The organism is Streptomyces sp. P9(2023) (assembly GCF_032436795.1).
GTDB lineage: Bacteria > Actinomycetota > Actinomycetes > Streptomycetales > Streptomycetaceae > Streptomyces.
In genome coordinates this window covers 457,430-478,602 of record NZ_JAUPWM010000001.1, presented here as the reverse complement: position 1 = coordinate 478,602, position 21,173 = coordinate 457,430, and the positions used below count along the sequence as shown (strand labels likewise).

General features: G+C 73.5%; 21 protein-coding genes. 18 read left to right on the top strand and 3 right to left on the bottom strand.

What is annotated here, in order from left to right; genetic code table 11:
* The first annotated feature begins 46 nt into the window (after positions 1-46).
* From Q5762_RS02140 to Q5762_RS02110, 7 genes are all read left to right on the top strand, one after another.
* The gene (locus tag Q5762_RS02140; protein ID WP_315890143.1) at positions 47-1,507 is read left to right on the top strand and encodes a cellulase family glycosylhydrolase; all 1,461 of its coding nucleotides are present in this window, start codon (positions 47-49) and stop codon (positions 1,505-1,507) included.
* Between the two features lie 118 nt (positions 1,508-1,625).
* Positions 1,626-2,924, top strand: a complete 1,299-nt coding sequence (locus Q5762_RS02135; RefSeq protein ID WP_315890142.1) for an alpha/beta fold hydrolase — start codon at positions 1,626-1,628, stop codon at positions 2,922-2,924.
* A gap of 64 nt (positions 2,925-2,988) precedes the next feature.
* Positions 2,989-4,161 carry a substrate-binding domain-containing protein gene (locus Q5762_RS02130; protein ID WP_315890141.1) on the top strand — a complete coding sequence of 391 codons (1,173 nt, stop codon included), beginning with the start codon at positions 2,989-2,991 and terminating at the stop codon, positions 4,159-4,161.
* A gap of 74 nt (positions 4,162-4,235) precedes the next feature.
* Complete coding sequence (locus Q5762_RS02125) at positions 4,236-5,135, top strand: SIS domain-containing protein (protein WP_315890140.1); 900 nt, start codon at positions 4,236-4,238, stop codon at positions 5,133-5,135.
* A gap of 19 nt (positions 5,136-5,154) precedes the next feature.
* Positions 5,155-5,910 (top strand): PIG-L deacetylase family protein, encoded by a 756-nt coding sequence (locus tag Q5762_RS02120; RefSeq protein WP_315890139.1) that lies wholly within the window; start codon positions 5,155-5,157, stop codon positions 5,908-5,910.
* Positions 5,911-5,935: 25 nt separating this feature from the next.
* The gene (locus tag Q5762_RS02115; protein WP_315890138.1) at positions 5,936-6,058 is read left to right on the top strand and encodes a hypothetical protein; all 123 of its coding nucleotides are present in this window, start codon (positions 5,936-5,938) and stop codon (positions 6,056-6,058) included.
* A gap of 50 nt (positions 6,059-6,108) precedes the next feature.
* Positions 6,109-6,942 (top strand): enoyl-CoA hydratase/isomerase family protein, encoded by an 834-nt coding sequence (locus Q5762_RS02110; protein ID WP_315890137.1) that lies wholly within the window; start codon positions 6,109-6,111, stop codon positions 6,940-6,942.
* Positions 6,943-6,947: 5 nt separating this feature from the next.
* Here Q5762_RS02110 and Q5762_RS02105 read toward each other — a convergent pair whose 3' ends face one another.
* From Q5762_RS02105 to Q5762_RS02095, 3 genes are all read right to left on the bottom strand, one after another.
* A complete protein-coding gene (locus Q5762_RS02105; RefSeq protein WP_315890136.1) occupies positions 6,948-7,727 on the bottom strand; it encodes a VOC family protein in 780 nt (259 codons plus the stop codon).
* A gap of 140 nt (positions 7,728-7,867) precedes the next feature.
* The gene (locus tag Q5762_RS02100; protein ID WP_315890135.1) at positions 7,868-8,773 is read right to left on the bottom strand and encodes an SDR family oxidoreductase; all 906 of its coding nucleotides are present in this window, start codon (positions 8,771-8,773) and stop codon (positions 7,868-7,870) included.
* Between the two features lie 82 nt (positions 8,774-8,855).
* The gene (locus Q5762_RS02095; RefSeq protein WP_315890134.1) at positions 8,856-9,824 is read right to left on the bottom strand and encodes an NAD(P)/FAD-dependent oxidoreductase; all 969 of its coding nucleotides are present in this window, start codon (positions 9,822-9,824) and stop codon (positions 8,856-8,858) included.
* A 76-nt stretch (positions 9,825-9,900) separates the two neighbouring features.
* On the opposite strand from Q5762_RS02095, the gene Q5762_RS02090 reads away from it, so the two are divergent.
* The 11 genes from Q5762_RS02090 to Q5762_RS02040 all read left to right on the top strand — a co-directional run bounded on the left by Q5762_RS02090 (position 9,901) and on the right by Q5762_RS02040 (position 21,063).
* Positions 9,901-10,524 carry an XRE family transcriptional regulator gene (locus Q5762_RS02090; RefSeq protein ID WP_315890133.1) on the top strand — a complete coding sequence of 208 codons (624 nt, stop codon included), beginning with the start codon at positions 9,901-9,903 and terminating at the stop codon, positions 10,522-10,524.
* Positions 10,525-10,678: 154 nt separating this feature from the next.
* Positions 10,679-11,644 carry an NADPH:quinone oxidoreductase family protein gene (locus Q5762_RS02085; RefSeq protein WP_315890132.1) on the top strand — a complete coding sequence of 322 codons (966 nt, stop codon included), beginning with the start codon at positions 10,679-10,681 and terminating at the stop codon, positions 11,642-11,644.
* On the top strand, positions 11,644-12,840 hold the full coding sequence (locus Q5762_RS02080; RefSeq protein ID WP_315890131.1) for an acyl-CoA dehydrogenase family protein: 1,197 nt from the start codon (positions 11,644-11,646) through the stop codon (positions 12,838-12,840). Before Q5762_RS02085 ends, Q5762_RS02080 begins: the two co-directional genes overlap by 1 nt.
* The gene (locus Q5762_RS02075) at positions 12,837-13,913 is read left to right on the top strand and encodes an acyl-CoA dehydrogenase family protein (RefSeq protein ID WP_315890130.1); all 1,077 of its coding nucleotides are present in this window, start codon (positions 12,837-12,839) and stop codon (positions 13,911-13,913) included. The genes Q5762_RS02080 and Q5762_RS02075 overlap by 4 nt, the downstream gene beginning before the upstream one ends.
* A 99-nt stretch (positions 13,914-14,012) precedes the next feature.
* Positions 14,013-15,620, top strand: coding sequence for an ABC transporter substrate-binding protein (locus Q5762_RS02070; RefSeq protein ID WP_315890129.1), 1,608 nt, complete (start codon positions 14,013-14,015; stop codon positions 15,618-15,620).
* A 23-nt stretch (positions 15,621-15,643) separates the two neighbouring features.
* The gene (locus Q5762_RS02065) at positions 15,644-16,609 is read left to right on the top strand and encodes an ABC transporter permease (protein WP_315890128.1); all 966 of its coding nucleotides are present in this window, start codon (positions 15,644-15,646) and stop codon (positions 16,607-16,609) included.
* Positions 16,602-17,438 (top strand): ABC transporter permease, encoded by an 837-nt coding sequence (locus tag Q5762_RS02060; protein ID WP_315890127.1) that lies wholly within the window; start codon positions 16,602-16,604, stop codon positions 17,436-17,438. The genes Q5762_RS02065 and Q5762_RS02060 overlap by 8 nt, the downstream gene beginning before the upstream one ends.
* Positions 17,435-18,448 carry an ABC transporter ATP-binding protein gene (locus Q5762_RS02055; protein WP_399494217.1) on the top strand — a complete coding sequence of 338 codons (1,014 nt, stop codon included), beginning with the start codon at positions 17,435-17,437 and terminating at the stop codon, positions 18,446-18,448. Before Q5762_RS02060 ends, Q5762_RS02055 begins: the two co-directional genes overlap by 4 nt.
* Before the next feature lie 275 nt (positions 18,449-18,723).
* Positions 18,724-19,431, top strand: coding sequence for an ATP-binding cassette domain-containing protein (locus tag Q5762_RS02050; protein WP_315890253.1), 708 nt, complete (start codon positions 18,724-18,726; stop codon positions 19,429-19,431).
* Between the two features lie 484 nt (positions 19,432-19,915).
* A complete protein-coding gene (locus Q5762_RS02045) occupies positions 19,916-20,755 on the top strand; it encodes a phosphatidylinositol-specific phospholipase C/glycerophosphodiester phosphodiesterase family protein (protein ID WP_315890126.1) in 840 nt (279 codons plus the stop codon).
* 113 nt (positions 20,756-20,868) lie between these two features.
* Positions 20,869-21,063, top strand: coding sequence for a hypothetical protein (locus Q5762_RS02040; protein ID WP_315890125.1), 195 nt, complete (start codon positions 20,869-20,871; stop codon positions 21,061-21,063).
* The last annotated feature ends 110 nt before the right edge of the window (positions 21,064-21,173 follow it).

Below are 21,173 nucleotides of genomic sequence, written 5' to 3'. Positions count from 1 at the left end.
CTTCGTTAGGAAAGTTTCCTTCCAATACCCGTCCCGGGAGCCCCCCATGACATCCCCCCGAACGGCACGTCTCCGGCTGCGTTCCCTGGCCGCCGCCGGCACCGCCGCGGCCGCGCTCCTCCTCGGTCTGGCCGTCGCGCCTCCCGCCGCCGTCGCGGCCCCCGTCACCCACGAGGCGGAGACCGCCACCGTCTCCCAGGGCGTGGTCGAGTCCAACCACACCGGCTTCACCGGCGGGGGATTCGTCAACTACGACAACGTCACCGGCAGTTACGTGCAGTGGAACGTCAACGCCGCCCAGGCGGGCTCCGCGACGCTGACCCTGCGCCACGCCAACGGCACCACCACCAGCCGCCCGATGGACATCGCCGTCAACGGCACCGTGGCCGCCGCCGGCAAGTCCTTCGCCGGCACCGGCGCCTGGACCACCTGGGCCACCACCACCCTCACGGTGAACCTCAAGGCCGGCGCCAACACCATCCGCGCCACCGCCACGACCGCGAACGGCGGTCCGAACGTCGACCACATCAAGGTCGACACCGCCACCACCCCGCCGCCCGCCACCGGCACCCCCGTCGAGGTCAACGGCCAGCTGTCGGTCTGCGGCGTCAAGCTCTGCAACCAGTACGGCAACCCGATCCAGCTCCGCGGCATGTCCAGCCACGGCACGCAGTGGTACCCGCAGTGCCTCACCAACGGGTCCCTCGACGCCCTCGCCACGGACTGGAAGGCCGACGTCCTGCGCGTCTCCACCTACGTCCAGGAGGACGGCTGGGAGACCGACCCGACCAAGTTCACCAACCTCGCCAGCACGCTGATCGACCAGGCCACCGCGCGCGGCATGTACGTGATCGTCGACTGGCACATGCTCAGCCCGGGCGACCCGAACGCCAACCTGGCGAACGCCAAGAGGTTCTTCACGGACATCGCCACCAAGCACAAGAACAAGAACAACGTCTTCTACGAGGTCGCCAACGAGCCGTCCGGCGTGACCTGGTCGAAGATCAAGAGCTACCACGAGCAGATCATCCCGGTGATCCGGAACATCGACGGCAACGCCCCGATCCTGCTCGGCACCCGCGCCTGGTCCTCCCTCGGCGTCTCGGACGGCGCCAGCGAGACCGAGGTCGTGAACAACCCGGTCAACGCCACCAACGTCATGTACACGTTCCACTTCTACGCGATGTCGCACCGGGAGGAGTACCTGAACACCCTCTCCCGGGCCGCCGACCGGATCCCCATGTTCGTCACCGAGTTCGGCACCCAGGACTACGCCGGCGAGGGAGCCAACGACTTCACCATGTCGCAGAAGTACATCGACCTGATGGCCAGCAAGAAGATCAGCTGGTCCAACTGGAACTTCTCCGACGACCACCGCTCGGGCGCGGTCTTCAAGACCGGCACGTGCGACGCCAACGGTCCCTGGACCGGCACCTCGTCCCTGAAGGAGGCCGGCGTCTGGATCCGCGACCGGATCAAGTCCGCCGACAACTTCCCGACCTCCTGACCGACCGCCCTGCTGACCACCGGTCCGGTGATCCGCTGATCCCCTGGCCCTCGACGCGCCCCCGCCCCGCCCCCTGTGATGGACTGGACGGGCGGGGGCGCATCGAACAGGAGCAGCATTGACCAGCTACCGCCAGCCCGGCCTCGTCCTCACCGACCACCGCTTCACCGTCCCGCTCGACCACGCGGTCCCCGACGGCGAGCGGATCGAGGTGTACGGCCGTGAGGTCGTCGCCCGGGACAAGGCCGGGGCGGACCTGCCGTGGCTGGTGTACCTGGAGGGCGGGCCCGGCTTCGGGGCCCGCCGCTTCATCGGCCCGCAGGCCTGGCTCGGCCGGGCAGTCCAGGAGTACCGCGTCCTCCTCCTCGACCAGCGCGGCACCGGCCACTCCACCCCCGCCACCCGCCAGACCCTGCCGCTGCGCGGCACCCCCCGGCAGCAGGCCGACTACCTCGCGCACTTCCGCGCCGACGCGATCGTCCAGGACTGCGAGCTCGTCCGGAAGCGCGTCACCGGCGGCGCCCCCTGGACCGTCCTCGGCCAGAGCTTCGGCGGCTTCTGCGTCACCCACTACCTCTCCACCGCCCCCGAGGGCCTGAGCACCGCGCTCGTCACCGGCGGGCTGCCCTCCCTGCACGCCGGCGCCGACGAGGTGTACCGGGCCGCCTTCCCCCGGATCCGGCGCAAGGTCCAGGCCCACTACGCCCGCTACCCGCAGGACGTCGCCCGCGCCCGCCGGATCGCCGCCCACCTCCTGGACCGCCCGGCGGCCCTCCCCAACGGCGGGCTGCTCACCGCCAGGGCCTTCCAGTCCCTCGGCATCCTCCTCGGCGGCGGCGAAGGCACCCACCAGCTCCATCTGCTCCTGGAGGACGCCTTCGTCCCCACCCCCGTCGGCCCCGCGCTCTCCGACGCCTTCCTGGAGAACGTCCAGGCCCAGCTCTCGTACGCCGGGCACCCGCTCTACGCCGCTCTGCACGAGGCCATCTACGCCCAAGGGCAGGGGCCGACCGGCTGGGCCGCCGAACGGGTCCGCGCCGAGTTCCCCGAGTTCGACGCGGAGAAGACCCTGGCGGGCGACGGGCCGCTCCTCTTCACCGGCGAGACCGTCCACCCCTGGCACTTCGACACCGACCCCGCGCTCCGCCCGCTGCGCGAGACCGCCCACCTCCTCGCCGAACGCACGGACTGGGCCCCGCTCTACGACCCGGCCCGGCTCGCCGCCAACGAGGTGCCGGTGGCCGCCGCCGTCTACCACGACGACATGTACGTCGACACCGCCCACTCGCTGGAGACCGCCCGCGCGATCCGGGGCCTGCGGACCTGGGTGACGGACGAGTTCGAGCACGACGGCGTACGGGCCGGCGGACCCCGCGTCCTGGACCGGCTGCTCGCGCTCGCCCGGGGCGACCTCTGACCGTCAGGGCTGCCCGAGGCGGCTCCGGGGGTAGCATGCGCCGCGCGATCGGTCAGCAATCGGGGTGAGTTCGGAGGGGGCCGGGTTGGTACGGAGCGAGGTTCCGGCGTCGGGACGCGAGCTGAAGTTCCGGGCCCTGATGGCCGAACTGCGGCGCGGCATCCTCGACGGCACCTGGCCCCCCGGCTCCAAACTCCCCACCGAACGCGCCCTGGCCGTCGAGACCGGACTCTCGGTGACCACGGTCCGCCGGGCGTACGAGGACCTGGTCGCCCTCGGCCTGGTCGAACGCCGCCAGGGCGCGGGCACCTTCGCCGCCCAGCCCGCCGCGGACCCGCCGACGGGCGCCGCCGACCGCCGGATCGTCGGCGTCCTCGTCCCCGACACCTTCTTCTACTACCCGCGCGTCCTCCAGGGCATCGAGCGGGAACTCGCCGCCGCCGGCGCCCGGCTCGTCCTCGCCTGCTCGCACTACGACCCGGCCGAGGAGGACGCCGCGCTCGAACGGCTTCTCTCCGCCGGTGTCCACGGGCTGCTCCTCGTCCCCACCCTGCACACCGCCAGCGACCCGGGCCGCCGCGCCGACGACCTGCTCGCCCTGCCCGTCCCCGCCGTCCTGGTCGAGCGCCGGCTCGCCGCGTACGGCCCCGGCGACCCCACCGAGCACGTCTGCACCGACCACGAGGGCGGCGCCTACGACGCCGTACGCCATCTGCGCGCGCTGGGGCACGAGCGGATCGCGCTCCTGGTCCGCTCCGACGCCCCCACCACGGCGCCCATCGAGTCCGGCTTCGCCCGGGCCGTCGCCGACCTCGGCCTCCCCGAGCCCCTCCACGTACGGGACACCCGCGAGGGCTGGAACCCCGAGGGCGCCGACCGGGCCGTCGCCGCCCTCCGCGCGGCGGGCGCCACCGCCGGGCTCTGCTTCGGCGACCGCGAGGCCGCCCTCGTCCTCGCCGCCGCCCGCCGCGCGGGCCTGAACGTGCCCCGTGACCTGGCCCTGATCAGCTACGACAACGAGTTCGCCGACGTGGCCGAGATCCCGCTCACGGCCGTCTCGCCGCCCAAGTTCCAGGTCGGCCGGCTCGCCGCGCAGATCCTGCTGCGCCGCCTCGCCGACGGCGACGCCTCCCCGCTGCACCAGGTGCAGCTGCGCCCCCGGCTGGTCGTCCGGGCCTCCTGCGGCGCGGACCGGCCCGCCGAGGCCGCGCGCAAAAGTCCAAGAAGTACGTCCTGATTGCTCATGGCGCGGCCACGCGCCGGACGATAGAACTCGTCCGGAGCGGTGCGCACCGAGGAGAGGACCCGGACATGACCACCCACGTCAGTGCCGAGATCGCCGGCCAGCCCGACTGCTGGCGCCGGGCCGCCGACACCGCCGCCGACCACGCCGAGCTGCTACCCCGACAGGGGGAGCGGGTCGCCGTCGTCGGCTGCGGCACCTCGTACTTCATGGCCCGCGCCTACGCCGCCCTGCGCGAGTCCCTCGGCGCGGGCGAGACCGACGCGTTCCCCGCCTCCGACGAGACCCCGCTCGGGCGGCGGTACGACCGGATCGTGGCGCTCACCCGCTCCGGTTCGACCACGGAGGTGGCGACCCTGCTCGCCCGCGCCGCGGGCCGCGTCCCGACGCTCGTCCTGACGGGTGTCCCCGACAGCCCGGCCGCGTACCACGCGGACCGGGTCATCGGCCTCGGCTTCGCCGACGAACGCTCCGTCGCCCAGACCCGGTTCGCCACCACCGCGCTCCAACTGCTGCGCGCGGGCCTGGGTGTCGACCTCGGCCCCTCGATCGCCGACGCCGAACTCGCCCTCTACGAACCGCTGCCCGACGCCTGGGAGCGGCGCCGCCAGTTCACCTTCCTCGGCACCGGCTGGACCGTCGGACTCGCCGACGAGGCCGCGCACAAGCTGCGCGGGGTGGCCCGCGCCTGGGCGGAGTCGTACGCGGCGATGGAGTACCGCCACGGCCCGATCGTCATCAGCGACCGCACCAGCCTGGTCTGCTGCCTCGGACCGGAGCCGGCCGGGCTGCGCGACGAAGTGGAGGCCACCGGGGCGCTGTTCGCCGCCGACGCGATCGATCCGGTGGCCGCTCTGGTACGCGCCCAGCGGCTCGCCGTGACGCTCGCGGCACGACGTGGGCTGAACCCGGACCGGCCCCGCCACGCCTCGCGCTCGGTGATCCTTTCCGGAGTGATCCGGGGCTGAGGGGCCGTATCCTGCGCGCATGAGCGACACGAACACCACGGCGGACCTCGCCGACATGCCCGACGACTGGCAGCGCGCACTCGCCGTCGTCGCCCACCCGGACGACCTGGAGTACGGCTGCGCCGCCGCCATCGCGGGCTGGACGGACGCCGGCAAGGAGGTCGTCTACGTCCTCGCCACCCGTGGCGAGGCAGGCATCGACACGCTCGATCCCGCCACCTGCGGCCCGGTGCGCGAGCGGGAGCAGCGGACGAGCGCGGAGGTCGTCGGGGTGTCGGCGGTGGAGTTCCTGGACCACCGGGACGGGGTGATCGAGTACGGGCTCGGTCTGCGCCGGGACATCGCGGCGGCCATCCGCCGCCACCGCCCCGAACTGATCCTCACCCTGAACCACCGCGACACCTGGGGCCCGGGCGTCGGCGGGTTCTGGAACACCCCGGACCACGTCGCCGTCGGCCGCGCCACCCTCGACGCGGCGGGCGACGCGGGCAACCGCTGGATCTTCCCCGAACTGGCCGAGCAGGGCCTGGAGCCCTGGGACGGCGTCCGCTGGGTGGCGGTCGCCGGATCGAGCACCCCCACCCACGCCGTCGACGCAGCCCCCGGCGAGGAGCGGTCCGTACGGTCCCTGCTCGCCCACCGCGCGTACATCGAGGCACTGACGGACCAGGACCCGGAGGAGTACGTCCGTACCTTCCTGGCCGGAAACAACCAGCGCTTCGCGGCCCGGTACGGCGGCCGGCCGAGCGTCGCCTTCGAACTCTTCTCCCGGTGAACACCGCTCGGGGACGCTGTCAGCGGTGTCGCCCAGCCTTGCCGTCATGACCGAGGCGTACGGCGAGGAGGACACGTTCGGGCCCGTGGACGGCCGGGAGCGACGGATGCCGACGCGCGGCCTTCCTCTGGCAGTGCTGACCCCCTAGCCTGACCCCGTCTCTGACGGTGCGTCAGTTAGGTGTCAGGAGGGGCCGGCGTGATCGACACGCTCGACAGGGAGATCCCGGAGGGTGAGGCGCGGCTCGCGCTCGCCGTCGAGGGTGGTATCGGCGTGCTCACCCTCTGCCGGCCCGAGAAGCTCAACGGGTGGAGCTGGGAGGCCAGTCGGCAGCTCGGGGTCATGGCCGACCGGATCCGCTTCGACGAGCGCGTACGGACCGTGCTGCTGCGGGCCGAAGGGCGGGCGTTCTGTGCCGGCATCGACGTCACCGCCCCCGGCGGCGGCATCACCGGCCGTACCACCGCCGAGAAGATCCAGCGGTACGACGAGGGCATCCGCTGGGTCCACGAGCGCTTCGCCGTCCTCGCCCGGCTGCCGCAGCCGGTCGTGGCCGCCGTCCAGGGCTTCTGCCTGGGCTTCGGCTTCGAGCTCGCCCTCATGGCGGACATCCGGATCGCCGCCGACGACGCCGTGTTCGCGCTCCCCGAGGCGGGCCTCGGGGTCGCCGTCGACGCGGGCGGCGATCTGCGGATCGCCCGGGAGGCGGGCGCGGGCTGGGCCAAGTACCTGGCGCTCACCGGCCGCCGGATCGACGCGGCCACCGCCGAACGGCTCGGGCTCGTCCAGCTCGTCACAGCGCGCGACGAGCTGGACCGAACCGCCCGCGAGACGGCCGCCGCCATCGCGGCCGCCGCGCCGCTCGCGGTCCGCGCGATCAAACGCAACATCGACGCCTACGCCGACCAGGGCCTCGCCGCCGCGCTCGACCGCACGGCGGCCGCCGCCGCCCTGACCCTCTCCTCCGACGACGCCCGCGAGGGCTACGCGGCGAAGGCGGCCCGCCGGAACCCACGCTTCGAAGGCGGCTGACCTGCTTACTGCTGCGGCGCCGGCTTCAGGACCGCGAACGCGGCCCCGAAGGGGTCGGCCAGCCAGGCGATACGGCCCACGTCGGGGATGTCCGCCGCCGGCATGATCACCGACCCGCCGTTCCCCTGGGACCGGGCGACGATGTCGTCCGCGTCCGCGACCCCGAAGTACGGGACCCAGCGGGCGTGGTCCCCGCCCTCCTGGAGCTCGGCGACACCGCCGAAGGAGGCGTCCTGCTGGTCGCCCTCGGCGGTGGACAGCACCCGGTAGGTCATGCCCGGCGCCTCCATCTCCTGCGAGCGCCAGCCGAACAGCGCCCGGTAGAACGCGAGCGCCGCCGGCGGGTCGGGCACGTGCAGCTCGGCCCAGCACAGCGTGTTGTCCTCGGAGGTCTTCTCCAGACCCTTCGTCGTCCCCGGCTGCCAGACAGCGAACTGTGCGCCCGCCGGGTCGGTCAGCTGGGCCATCCGCCCGGCGTCCATGACGTCCATCGGCTCGGCCCGTACCGCTCCGCCCGCGCTCTCGGTCGCCTTGGCCGTGGCGTCGGCGTCGGGCGTCTGGAAGTACAGCGTCCACGCGCTGTCCGCCCCCTCCTCGGTCAGCGGGCCCAGCGCGGCGACCGTCTTCCCGTCCTGCTGGAAGAACCCGTAGCCGCCGGCCTCAGGCCCGGCCGAGGCGAACTCCCAGCCGAAGACGGCGGTGTAGAACGCCCTGGCGGCCTCCGTGTCGGGGCTGCCCAGGTCGACCCAGCTGGGCGATCCCGTGGTGAAGTCAGTACCGAGCATGTGCTGTGCCCTGCCTTTCCGTGTCCGTGGAGGCCGTCTTCGGCGGAGGTCGTCCGAGGCCAACCCTCGCCGATCCTCGCCGCTCTCCACCGCCCCCGCAGCCCCAGTCGCGCGGGTTCATCCGCGTGGACCAGCGCGCGTCACTCCCCGAACCGGCCCCGCCCCAGCTGCTCGCGGACCGGCACCACCGGGTCGTTGACGAGGAGGCGGCGCTGCCAGTTCGCGCCGTCCACCACCAGGGTGTGCCCGGAGACGAACCGCGCGTACGGCGAGGCCAGGAAGGTCGCCGCCCAGCCCAGCTCGCGCGGGTACCCGACGCGCAGCGCCGGCTGCCGGGCATCCTGGAGCGGCGCCCGCGCCAGCGCGCCCCGGATGTCGGCCGTCATGTCCTCGTGCGGCATCAGCCCCGGGACCAGACCGTTGACCTGGATCCCGTACGGCCCCCACTCCACGGCCAGCGTCTCCACCAGGTTCTTCACGCCGGCCTTCGCCGCCGCCGAGTGGGCGAAGCCGGGGCCGCCGGTCCAGGCGTACGAGGCGCCGACGTTGACGACGGACCCGGGGGTCCGCGCGGCGAGGTGGCGCCGGGCGAACTCCCGGGTCATGAACCAGGTCCCGGTCAGCGTGATGTCGACCACCGCGCGCCAGCCGTTCGGCGACAACTCCTCCGCCGGAACGGGGAAGTTGGCGGCCGCGTTGTTCACCAGGACGTCCGGCCGGGAGCCGAGGTCCGCCTCGCAGACGTCGAAGGCCCCGGCGACCGCGCCGGGTTCGCGGATGTCGCACACGGCGGTCGCCACCCGGGTCCCGGCGATCTCCGTCAGCTCCCGCCGCGCGGCCTCAAGGCGGGCGGCCGTCCGGCCGACGATCATCAACTCCGCGCCGAGCCGGGCGAATTCGGCCGCGATCGCCTTCCCGAGACCCGTCCCGCCGCCCGTCACCAGGACCACCCTCCCCTCGTACGTCCCCGGCGGCAGCGCGCTCGCGCCGAGCGGGGGAGGGGCGGGCAGTCCGGGCGGATCCGTCTCGGTCTCTGCGTTCGTCATGCCGCATCGATAGCGTGATGCGGCAGAGAACTGAAGCCCCGTCAGCAGACCGCGAGGGGGGGCGCCGTAGACCGAGCCCCTGTCAGCCGGCCACCGTGAGCGCCGCGACCTTGCGGTCCAGGTCCGCCATGATCAGCTCCATGTTGATCGCCACGCCGGCCCGGTAGCCCCCGCTCGCCGCGTTGATCACCTGCTCGTGGGCGCCGGTCGCGTTCCCCGCCGCCCACACGCCCGGCACGCTCGTCCGGCCCGTCTCGTCCACCGCCACGAACGGGCCGAGCGGTGTCGCGCGGGTCTCGGCGCCCAGCGCGGTCAGCAGTCCGTCCCGGGGCGTCGTCCGGGTGCCGACGAAGAGCACGTCACGCGCCACGAACCGGCCGTCGGCCATCCGTACGCCGGTGAACCGGTCGTCCTCGACAGCGAGCCCGGCCACCTCGCCCGGCACCACCTCGATGCCGGCCGCCGCCACCTGGGCGCTCTGTTCCTCGGGGAGCGGCCCGTACGTGTGCGGGAAGAGGGTCACATCCGCGGACCACTGGGAGACGATCAGCGCCTGATGCGCGCCGAAGACGGGGTGCGCGATCGCCCCGAAGGCCTGGTCGCGGACCTCCCAGCCGTGGCAGTACGGGCAGTGCAGCACCTCCCGCCCCCACCGTTCGGCGACCCCGTCGATCGCGGGCGGCTCGTCGACGAGCCCGGTGGTGACGATCAGCCGGCGCGCCAGGACCCGGCGGCCGTCGTCCACGGTCACCACGAAACCGTCGGCGTCGCCGCCGTCCCGTACCGCCCCGGTCACCCGGCCCGCCGTCCACTCCACCCCGTACGCGGCGATCTCGCGCCGGCCCGTCGCCAGGAACTCCGCCGGGCTCATCCCGTCCCGGGAGAGGTAGCCCTGCATGTGGGCGGCCGGGGCGTTGCGCGGCTCGCCTGCGTCCACCACCAGCGTTCGGCGCCGCGACCGGCCGAGGACGAGGGCCGCGCTCAGCCCCGCCGCGCCGCCGCCGACCACCACGACGTCGTACTTCTGCGCTTCGTTCGTGTTCTCGCTCATGCCCGGGAGCGTCGCTCCGGGTCGGCGGGATGACAAACATTCTTGCCGTTTCCGCAACGCGAGGCATGATGGACGTATGACGGAAGCAGAGACACCGGGCACCGGGGACGACCGCATCGACACCGTGCTGAACGAGGTCGGCCCACGGCTGCGCCGGATCCGCCGCGATCGCGGCGCCACCCTGGGGGACCTGTCCGCCTCGACCGGGATCTCGGTGAGCACGCTCTCCCGGCTGGAGTCCGGTCAGCGCAGGCCCAGCCTGGAGCTGCTGCTCCCCATCGCCCGCGCCCACCAGGTGCCGCTGGACGAGCTGGTCGGCGCGCCGCCGGTCGGCGATCCCCGGGTCCGCGGGAAACCGATCGTCCGGCACGGCCGCACGATGTTCCCGCTCACCCGCCAGCCGGGCGGCCTCCAGGCGTACAAGGTGGTGCAGGAGAAGCCGTACGAGCAGCCGGACCCGCGCGTCCACGAGGGGTACGAATGGCTCTACGTGCTGTCCGGGAAGCTCCGGCTCGTCCTGGGAGAGCACGACGTCGTCCTGGGGGCGGGGGAGGCGGCCGAGTTCGACACCCGCGTACCGCACTGGTTCGGGCCCACGTCCGACGGGCCGGTGGAGTTCCTGAGCCTGTTCGGGCCGCAGGGCGAACGAATGCACGTACGGGCCCGCCCGAAGCAGTCCTCGGAGCCGAAGGAGTCCTGAGTGTCGAAGAAGTACCGAGCATCGAAGAAGTGCTGAGCATCGAAGACGTACCGAGCGTCGAAGAAGTACCGGGAAGGTGGTTCCGCGGCCGACAAGCGACCGCTTAGTATGCGACCGACCGCGCAGTACGGACGACGGCTGGTGGAGGACCGCGATGCAGGCATGGCGAGTGCACGAGAACGGCGAGCCGGGCGAGGTGATGCAGCGCGACGAGGTCAACCCGCCCACGCCCGGCGCGGGGCAGCTCCTCCTCAAGGTGCGCGCCGCCAACGTCAACTTCCCCGACGCCCTGCTCTGCCGGGGCCAGTACCAGGTGCGGCCGCCGCTGCCCTTCACCCCCGGGGTGGAAATCTGCGGTGAGACCGAGGACGGCCGGCGGGTCATCGCCACCCCCGCCCTCCCGTACGGCGGCTTCGCCGACTACGCGGTGGCCGACGCGGCGGCCGTGCTGCCCGCCCCCGAGGCCCTCGACGACGCCGAGGCCGCCGCGCTCCACATCGGCTATCAGACCGGCTGGTTCGGCCTGCACCGGCGCGCCGCCCTCAAGGAGGGCGAGACGCTGCTCGTGCACGCCGCCGCGGGCGGCGTCGGCAGCGCCGCCGTCCAGCTCGGCAAGGCGGCCGGCGCCACCGTCATCGGAGTCGTCGGCGGGGCGGACAAGGCCGAGGTCGCCCGGACGCTCGGCTGCGACGTCGTCGTCGACCGGCGCTCCGAGGACGTCATCGCCGCCGTCAAGGAGGCCACCGGAGGCCGGGGCGCCGACGTCATCTACGACCCCGTCGGCGGCGCGGCCTACGCCCAGTCCGCGAAGGTCGTCGCCTTCGAGGGCCGGATCGTGGTCGTCGGCTTCGCGAGCGGGTCCATCCCCTCGCCGGCCCTCAACCACGCCCTGGTCAAGAACTACTCGATCGTCGGACTCCACTGGGGCCTCTACAACCTCAAGGACCCGGCGGCGATCCTGCGTTGCCACGAGACCCTCACCGAGTACGCCGCCAAGGGCCTGATCAAGCCCCTGGTCAGCGAGCGCGTCCCGTTCGAGGGCGCGGCCGACGCCGTGCAGCGCGTCAGCGAAGGCGTCACCACCGGCCGCCTGGTCGTCCTGCCGGAAGGGGCCGCGTGATGGCCGACGCTATCGACGCCGACGAACTGCGCGCCCGTACCCGCCGGTTGCTCGCCGACCACCCGCCCGCCTCCACGGACCGTACGGACTTCCTGCGCGCCCGCTTCGACGCCGGGCTCGCCTGGGTCCACTACCCCGAGGGCCTCGGGGGACTCGACGCCCCGCGCTCCCTGCAGGCCGTCGTGGACGCCGAACTCGCCGCCGCAGACGCCCCCGACAACGACCCGCGCCGGATCGGCATCGGCCTCGGCATGGCCGCGCCGACCCTCCTCGCGTACGGCTCCGACGAGGTCAAGCGGCGCTTCCTCCGGCCGCTCTGGGTCGGCGAGGAGGTCTGGTGCCAGCTCTTCAGCGAGCCCGGCGCCGGCTCCGACCTCGCCGCGCTCGGCACCCGCGCCGTCCGCGACGAGGAGACCGGCGACTGGGTGGTGAACGGCCAGAAGGTGTGGACGTCCAGCGCCCACGTCGCCCGCTGGGCCATCCTCATCGCCCGGACCGCCCCCGACCTGCCCAAGCACAAGGGCATCACGTACTTCATCTGCGACATGACCGACCCGGGCGTCGAGGTGCGGCCGCTGCGCCAGATCACCGGCGAGGCCGAGTTCAACGAGGTCTTCCTCACCGACGTCCGGATCCCCGACGCCCACCGGCTCGGCGAGACCGGGGACGGCTGGCGGGTCGCCCAGACCACCCTGATGAACGAGCGGGTCTCGATCGGCGGCGCCCGCATCCCGCGCGAGGGCGGCATGATCGGCCCGATCGCCGCGACCTGGCGCGAACGCCCCGAGCTGCGCACCCACGACCTCCACCGGCGGCTGCTCGACCTCTGGGTGGACTCGGAGGTGGCCCGCCTCACCGGCGAGCGGCTGCGCCAGCAGTTGGTCGCCGGACAGCCCGGCCCCGAGGGCAGCGCGATGAAGCTGGGCTTCGCCCGTCTCAACCAGGCCATCAGCGGTCTGGAGGTCGAACTCCTCGGAGAGGAAGGGCTGTTGTACGGGGACTGGACGATGGTCCGCCCCGAACTGGTCGACTTCACCGGGCGCGACGCCGGCTACCGCTATCTGCGCTCCAAGGGCAACTCGATCGAGGGCGGTACGACCGAGGTCCTGCTCAACATCGTCGCCGAGCGCGTCCTCGGCCTGCCCTCCGAGCCCCGCAACGACAAGGACGTCGCCTGGAAGGACCTCGCGCGATGACTGACCTCCTCTACTCCGAGACCGAGGACGACCTGCGGTCGGCGGTCCGCTCCCTGCTCACCGACCGGGCCGACCCGAGCGTGCTGCTCGGCCGGATCGAGACCGGCGACCCGTACGTCCCCGGCCTCTGGAAGTCCCTCGCGGGCGAGATCGGCGCCGCCGGACTCCTCGTCCCCGAGGAGCTGGGCGGCCAGGGCGCGAGCCACCGCGAGGCGGCCGTGGTCCTGGAGGAGCTGGGGCGCGCGGTGACCCCGGCGCCGTACCTCACCAGCGGGGTGATCGCGACGGAGACCCTGCTCGCCCTGGACGCCGCGAGCGCCCCGGTCGCCGAGCTGCTCGCGGACCTCGCCGCCGGCCGTACGGTCGCGGTGCTCGCGCTGCCCCTGTCCACGGCGCCGGGCGCGGAACCGGCTCTGAACGACACGGTGACCGGCGTCGCCGACGCCCTCGCCGCCGACGTCATCCTCGTCCCGCGCGCGGACGGCCTGTACGCGGTCCCGGCCACCGAGGCCACGATCGCGCCGCAGTCCCCGCTCGACCTGACCCGCCCGCTCGCGGCGGTGACCACGGGCTCCGGATCCGGCACCCTCCTCGCCGACGCGGCCGCCTCTACCGCAGCCGTCGAGCGGGGCCTGCTCGCCGGGGCCGGGCTGCTCGCCTCCGAGCAGCTCGGGCTCGCCGAGTGGTGCCTGGAGGAGACCGTCCGCCACACCCGCTCCCGCTATCAGTTCAACCGGCCCGTCGGCTCCTTCCAGGCGCTCAAGCACCGCATGGCGCAGCTCTGGCTGGAGATCGTGAACGCCCGGGCGGCGGCCCGCGCCGCCGCCGACGCGCTCGCCACCGGCAGCCCCGAGGCGCCGCTGACCATCGCCGTCGGCCAGGCGTACTGCTCGAAGGTCGCCGTCCATGCGGCCGAGGAGTGTGTGCAACTGCACGGCGGCATCGGCATGACCTGGGAGCACCCCGCCCACCTGGCCCTGAAGCGGGCCAAGTCCGACCAGATCGCCCTCGGTTCGGCGGGGCGGCACCAGGACGCCATCGCCGCGCTGGTCGGTCTCCCGGCGCCCGCGTGACCGCGCGGTAAGGGGCCCATGTGCCCGCACCCCTTTACATACTGTTTAATTGCGAGTTGTTCGCAATAACGGTTGATCTTGAAGAGGGGTGTGGGCACGATGACGGCCCGATCCATACGCGGCGTGGCCGCCGTGACGCTGGCCGGCTCCCTGGCCCTCACCGCGGCGGCCTGTTCGAACCCGGGCGGGACCGCCGCGGGTTCCGGCGGCCCGAAGGACTCCGCGGTCGTCGGCATCGCGTACGAGCCCGAGACCCTCAGCCCCCTCCTCGGCTACGGCAAGGACGGCAACTCCAAGGTCTTCGACGGCCTCCTCGCCTTCGACACCGACATGAAGCTGCGGCCCGCCCTCGCCGCCGAGCTGCCGCAGGTCAGCGTGGACGGGCTGACGTACACGTACAAGCTCCGCAAGGGCGTGACGTTCAGCGACGGCAAGCCCTTCTCGGCCAAGGACGTCGTCTTCACCTACAAGACCGTGCTCGACCCGAAGACCAACAACCCCTCCAAGACCGAGCTGGACGCCCTCAAGGACGTCAAGGCCGTCGGCGAGGACACCGTCGTCTTCACTCTGAAGTACCCCTACGCGCCCTTCGCCGAGCGCACCGTCCTCGCCGTCGCCCCCGAGCACGTCGCCGGGAAGCAGGACGTCAACACCGGCGCCTTCACCACCAAGCCCGTCGGCACCGGCCCGTACGTCCTGACCGACTGGTCCAAGGGCGAGAAGCTCAGCTTCAAGGCCAACCCCACCTACTGGGGCGGCGAGCCGAAGGTGAAGAAGTTCACCATGGCGATCATCAAGGACGACGACGTGCGCGCCACCCGGCTGCGCGCCGGCGACCTCGACGGCGCCATCCTGCCGCCCAACCTCGCCGCCGGGTTCAAGGGCGACAAGGCGAAGAAGACGTACACCGCCAATACGTACGACTACCGGACCGTCACCCTCCCCACCCACAACAAGGTCACCGGGGACACCGCCGTCCGCCGCGCCCTCGACGTCGCCGTCGACCGGCAGGCCATGGTCGACAAGATCCTCGAAGGCGCAGGGAAGCCCGCGTACGGGCCCGTCCCCACCGACAGCGAGTGGTTCGCCAAGGGCACCGAGCGCCGCCACGACCTCGACGCCGCCAAGAAGATCCTCGACGAGGCCGGCTGGAAGCCCGGCGCCGACGGGATCCGCGTGAAGGACGGCGTACGGGCCGAGTTCCCGCTCTGGTACCTGTCCGGCGACAAGCTCCGCCAGGACCATGCCCTCGCCTACGCCTCCGACGCCAAGAAGGCCGGCATCGACATCAAGACCCAGGGCGGCACCTGGGAGGTCATCGAGCCCCGGATGAAGGCCGACGCGGTCCTCGCCGGCGGCGGATCGCCCGGCGACCCCGACTTCGACCAGTACCTGCTGCTGATGTCCAGCCTCGGCGGCGACGGCTTCAACAACATGGCCTGGTACGACAACAAGGCCGTCGACAAGGCCCTGGAGGACGGCCGTCGCACCGACGACCCCCTCAAGCGACGCGCCGCCTACGACGTCGTCCAGCGCGAACTGGTGAAGAACCCCGGCTACACCTTCCTCACCCACATCGACCACCTGTACGTCGTGAACGACAGCTGGGGCGGCCTGACCACCCAGACCGAGCCGCACGACCACGGCCTCGCGTCCGGGCCCTGGTGGAACGTCGAGGCCTGGACCCCCAAGGGCGCGCAGAAGTGAGCCGGCGCCTCCCCTGGGGGGCCATGGCCCGGATGACGGGACGGCGAGCCCTGTTCGCCGTCCCCGTCCTCCTCGCGGTCACCTTCGCCGTCTTCGCCGTCGCCGAAGCCTCCCCCTTCGACCCCGTCAAGGCCTACGCCGGCACCGCCGGGCTGACCTCCTCGCAGGAGAACCTCGACCAGCTCCGCGCCAACCTCGGCGTCGACCTGCCGCTCACCACCCGCTGGTGGGAGTGGCTCACCGCCGCGCTCCACGGCGACCTCGGCGACTCCAGCGTCATGCGCCGGCCCGTCGCCGACGTCATCGCCGAACGGATCGGCTGGTCGGTGCTGCTCGCGACCACCGCCTTCCTCCTCGCGATCGTGCTCGGCACCGGCCTCGGCGTCCTCGCCGGGCGCCGCCGGGGCGGCCTCCTCGACCGGACCGTCAGCTCCGCCGCGTACACCCTGGAAGCCGCCCCCGCCTTCTGGCTCGGGCTGCTCGCCATCTGGTTCTTCGCCCTGAAGCTCGGCGCCCTGCCCGCCGGCGGACTCACCGACACCGCCAGCGACACCGTCACCTTCGACCAGGTCGCCACGCACCTCGTGCTGCCCGCCCTGGTCCTCGGGATCTCCCAACTGCCCTGGTTCTTCCTGTACGTCCGCCAGGGCGTCGGCGACGCCCTCGAAGAGGACCCCGTACGCGGGGCACGCGCGCGTGGCCTGCGAGACCGGACGGTCCTGCTCGGCCACGCCCTGCGCTCCGGAATGCTCCCGATGCTCACCCTCGTCGGCTCCCGCGTCCCCGAACTCATCACCGGGGCGCTGCTCGTGGAGACCGTCTTCAGCTGGCCCGGGATCGCCGCCGCGACCGTCCAGGCCGCCACCTCCGTCGACTTCCCGCTGCTCGCCGCGCTCACCGTGCTCGCGACCGCCGCCGTCCTCCTCGGCAACCTCCTCTCCGACCTGCTGTACGGGCTCGCCGACCCGAGGGTGGGCTTCGATGGCTGAACTCCGTACCCGCCGGCTGCGCCTGTGGTCCTCGGCCGGGATCGTCGGCGCGGTCCTCCTCGCCGTCCTCCTCGTCCCGCCGATCGTCCAGCTGGACGAACAGGCCGTCGACCTCTCCCTGAAGCTGCTGCCCCCGTCCTGGGAGCACCCCTTCGGCACCGACGACGTCGGCCGCGACCTGCTGCTCCGGTGCGTCTACGGGCTGCGGATCTCGCTCCTCGTCGGCCTGGTCGCCGCGCTCGTCGCCACCGTCATCGGCACCGCCGTCGGCGCTGCGGCCGCCTCCCTGGGCGGCTGGACCGACCGGGTCGTGATGCGGATCGTCGACGCCTTCTCGTCCGTACCGCACCTGCTGCTCGGCATCTTCATCGTGGCCATGTTCCGGCCGGGCGTATGGCCCGTCATCGTCTCCGTCGCCCTCACCCACTGGCTGTCGACCGCCCGGATCGTGCGCTCGGAGGTCCTCTCGCTGCGCTCCCGTCCGTTCGTGGACGCGGCGATCTCCGGCGGGGCCTCGCGGTGGCGGGTGACCGTACGTCATCTGCTGCCCGCCGTCCTGCCGCAGGCCGGACTCGCCGCCGTCCTGATGGTGCCGCACGCCATGTGGCACGAGTCCGCGCTCTCCTTCCTCGGCCTGGGCCTGCCCAGCCACCAGGCGAGCCTCGGCAACCTGGTCCAGTCCGCGCGCTCCTCGCTGCTCGCCGGCGACTGGTGGCCGACGCTCTTCCCCGGCCTGCTCCTCATCGTGCCGACGCTCGCGATCGCCGGGCTCGCGGGAGCGTGGCGGGACCGGCTGAACCCGCGCCGCCGATCGGAGCTGATGCTGTGACCGCCCCGACCCCGGACTCGCGTGTCGTACGGGCCCTGCAGGCGGTCACCGCCGAACGCGCCGACGAGGCCGTCCTCAGCGTGCGCGGGCTCTCCGTCCGCTTCCGGATGCGCGGCGGACGCCATGTCGCCGCCGTCACCGACGCCGACTTCGACCTGGCGGCGGGGGAGTGCCTCGCCCTCGTCGGCGAGAGCGGCTGCGGCAAGTCCGTCCTCGCCTCCGCGCTCCTCGGCCTCCTGCCCGGCAACGCCGAGACGTCCGGCACGGCGCTGCTCGACGGCGTCGACCTGCTCGCCGCCGACGAGAAGGCCCTGGCCCGTACGGTACGGGGACGGCGCGTCGGCCTCGTACCGCAGAGCCCCGCCGCCCACCTCACCCCCGTGCGGACCGTCCGCGCCCAGCTGGCGGAGACCGTCCGCGAACTGACGGGCGTCCCGAGGCGGGAGCGCCGCGCGGCAGCCGAGAAGGCGGCGGAACGGGCCGCGTTCCCGGCCGGGCACCTCGACCGGTACCCGCACGAGCTGTCCGGCGGCCTCGCCCAGCGCGCCGCGACCGCGCTCGCCCTGATCGGCGACGCGCCGCTCCTCCTCGCCGACGAGCCGACCACCGGCCTCGACCGCGACCTCGTGGAGCGGACCGTGGACGAGCTGCGCCGCCACGCCGACGACGGCCGGGCGCTGCTCCTGATCACCCACGACCTCGCGGCGGCGGAACGGATCGCCGACCGGGTGGCCGTGATGTACGCGGGCCGGATCGTGGAGTCCACGCCCGCGCACCGTTTCTTCGGCGAGCCGGGCCCCCGGCACCCGTACGCCCGGGGCCTCCTGAACGCCCTGCCCGACCGCGCGTTCACCCCGATCCCGGGCATGCCCCCCGAGCTGACCGCCCTGCCTCCGGGCTGCGCGTTCGCCCCGCGCTGCGCGCTCGCGACGGACGCGTGCGACACGCTGCCGGAGCCGCTCGCGGGCGTGGCCTGCCACCACCCGGAGGGGCGGTGCGACGATGCGTAGCGGTGCGACGGGGGTCGCGTCGGCTGCGGGCACGAGGCCGCTGGTCCGGGTCACGGCCCCCTCCCCGGCTCCCGTCGGGCGGGCGACCGCGTGCCCGTGCCCGTGGCCCAGTCCGAGGCCGGGAGGCCGGACACCGGACCTGGCCCGGGGCCAGGCCGCGGCCGCAGGCCCGCTCTCCGCGTCCGGCGCGGTGGCGGTGCTCCGCGACGGAGCCGGCCGCCCGGCCTCCCGGACACCCGCCGGAGGCACAGATGTTCTTCGTCCCGGAGGCCCCCGTGCTTGAACTCGACGCCATCACCGCCGGATACGACCGCCGCACCCCGGTCTTCCGTGGCGCCACGCTCACGGTCGCACCCGGCGAGTCCGTCGGCCTCCTCGGCCCCAGCGGCTGCGGCAAGTCGACCCTCGCGAAGGTCGCCGCGCTGCTCCACCGCCCGGACGCGGGCCGGGTCACGATCGACGGCGAGGGCGTACGGGGCTGGCGCCACCGGGCGCCCCGGTCGCTGCGCACGGCGGTGGGCGTGGTGTTCCAGCAGCCCCGGATGTCCGCCGACCCGCGCCTGCGGCTGCGGGATCTGATCGCCGAACCCCTGCGCGCCACCGGCCGCCGCGCGGAGGCGGAGGCACGTCTCGCCGAACTCGCCCCGACGGTGGGGCTGACGGCCGACCTGTTGGCCCGCCGCCCCCACGAGGTCAGCGACGGCCAGCTCCAACGCGCCTGCCTGGCCCGCGCGTTGGTGCTGCGCCCGCGCTGGCTCATCTGCGACGAGATGACGGCGATGCTGGACGCCTCGACAACGGCGGCCCTGGTCGCGGCAGTGGAGACGTACCGCGCGGAATCGGGCGCGGGCCTCCTCGCCGTAGCCCACGACCGCGTTCTGCTGACCCGCTGGTGCGACCGCACGGTCGAGTGGTCCGACTGCGCGTCCGGCGCAGGTGCCAGTGGCCGGCTCCCCGTCCCCTCAGGCGGGGCAGCGGGCTAGCCCGCACCGGCGGAGGACGGGCCGACCGGGGCGGGCTAGCCGGCCCGGCCGAGGACGGACCGACCGGCTCCCGGCCCGGCCGCCGTCCGGGGGTTGGACGGCCTCCGCCGCTCCCCAGGCCACCGGCCACCGCGGCCCCGGCCGCGGTGGTCGAACGCGTCCGCTGTGCGCCGCCCGCGCGTTGGCGCGGCCGAGTAGCCAGGCCCGCTCCGGCCACCGCGGCCCCGGCTGCGGTGGCCGCGCCGCCGGGGACAGGTCCGCGGTGGCCGCGCCGCCGGGACAGGTCCGTCGGGGCTCCCCAGCCCGGCCTCTGTCGCGCCCGCCGACGCCGCCGCCCCCACGCCGCCCCGGCGAACCCCGGGCGGCGGTACGGTCGCCGGGCGGCGTCCGGGCGGCCAACTCTTGGTCCATGCAGGTCCGTTGAGGTGTCGAGGTATCCATACTCGTACGGGTCACTCGTCCCGACACCCCCCGGAGTCGCCCCATGGCGCACCTGTCCCGGCGTACCGCCGTCGTCGCCCTCGCCGCCGGAGCCGCCGGCCTCGCGCTGCCCGGTACCGCCGTCGCCGCCCGCGTACGTCCGTTGCCGCAGGCGCACGCGCACAACGACTATCTGCACGCGCGGCCCCTCCATGACGCCCTCGCCCACGGGTTCACCAGCGTCGAGGCCGACATCTTCCTCGTGGACGGGGAGCTGCTCGTCGCCCACGAGCCCGCCGAGCTCGACCCGAGCCGCACCCTTCGCTCCCTCTACCTCGACCCGCTGTTCGCCCGCGTGCGTGCCAACCACGGTCACGTGTACCGCGGTTACCGCCGTCCCGTGCAGCTGATCATCGACATCAAGGCCGACGGAGTCGCCGCGTACGAGGAGCTCGACCGTCAACTCCGGTCGTACCGGCGGATGTTGTCTACCGCCACCGCCGGACACGTGCACCTCGGTGCCGTGATGCCCGTCATCTCCGGTGACCGTGCCGCTCGCGTCCCCATGGCGGCCCAGCGGGTGCGCCACGCCTTCTACGACGGCCGGCTCGACGACCTCGCCGCCGAAACCCCCGCGCCCGCCTCCTTCATCCCGCTCATCAGCTCCAACTGGACCCAGTCCTTCGGCTGGAGGGGCGAAGGGCCCTTCCCCACCGACGAGCGGGCCAGGCTGCACACCATCGTCCGGACCGCCCACGCGCGTGGACAGCGGGTCCGTTTCTGGGCCACCCCGGACGCGCCCGGACCCGCCCGTGACGCGCTCTGGAGCGAACTGCGCGCCGCCCGCGTCGACCACATCAACACCGACGACCTCGCCGGGCTCCGGTCCTTCCTGAACCGCTGACCGCGAATCTCACCCGTTCGGCCGACATGCCGTACGGCCGGACGGCGCCCCCGCTGCGCCACACTGGCCGCCGAACGCCGCGATTCCGGCGCGGCGCAAGGAGGGTGTGGGCGATGGCCGTGTCCGTTTCTGTCGTACTTCTCTTGCTCGTCCTCGCGGTGATCTTCATCCGCAACGGCGGCCTGAAGTTCACCCACGCGGTGGTCTGCGCCCTGCTCGGCTTCTTCCTCGCGGGCACGAGCATGGCGCCTACCATCCAGAACGGGGTCGCCGCCACCGCGAACGTGGTCAGCAGCCTCAAGCCGTAACGTTTCGCGGCACCGCTCCGCGCGAACGTTTCACCAGCGTCAAGTGGCCGTGAAACCAGCGGCAGTTCCATGTACATCTCACGGACTCGGGCCTAACGTCGGCCGCCGGC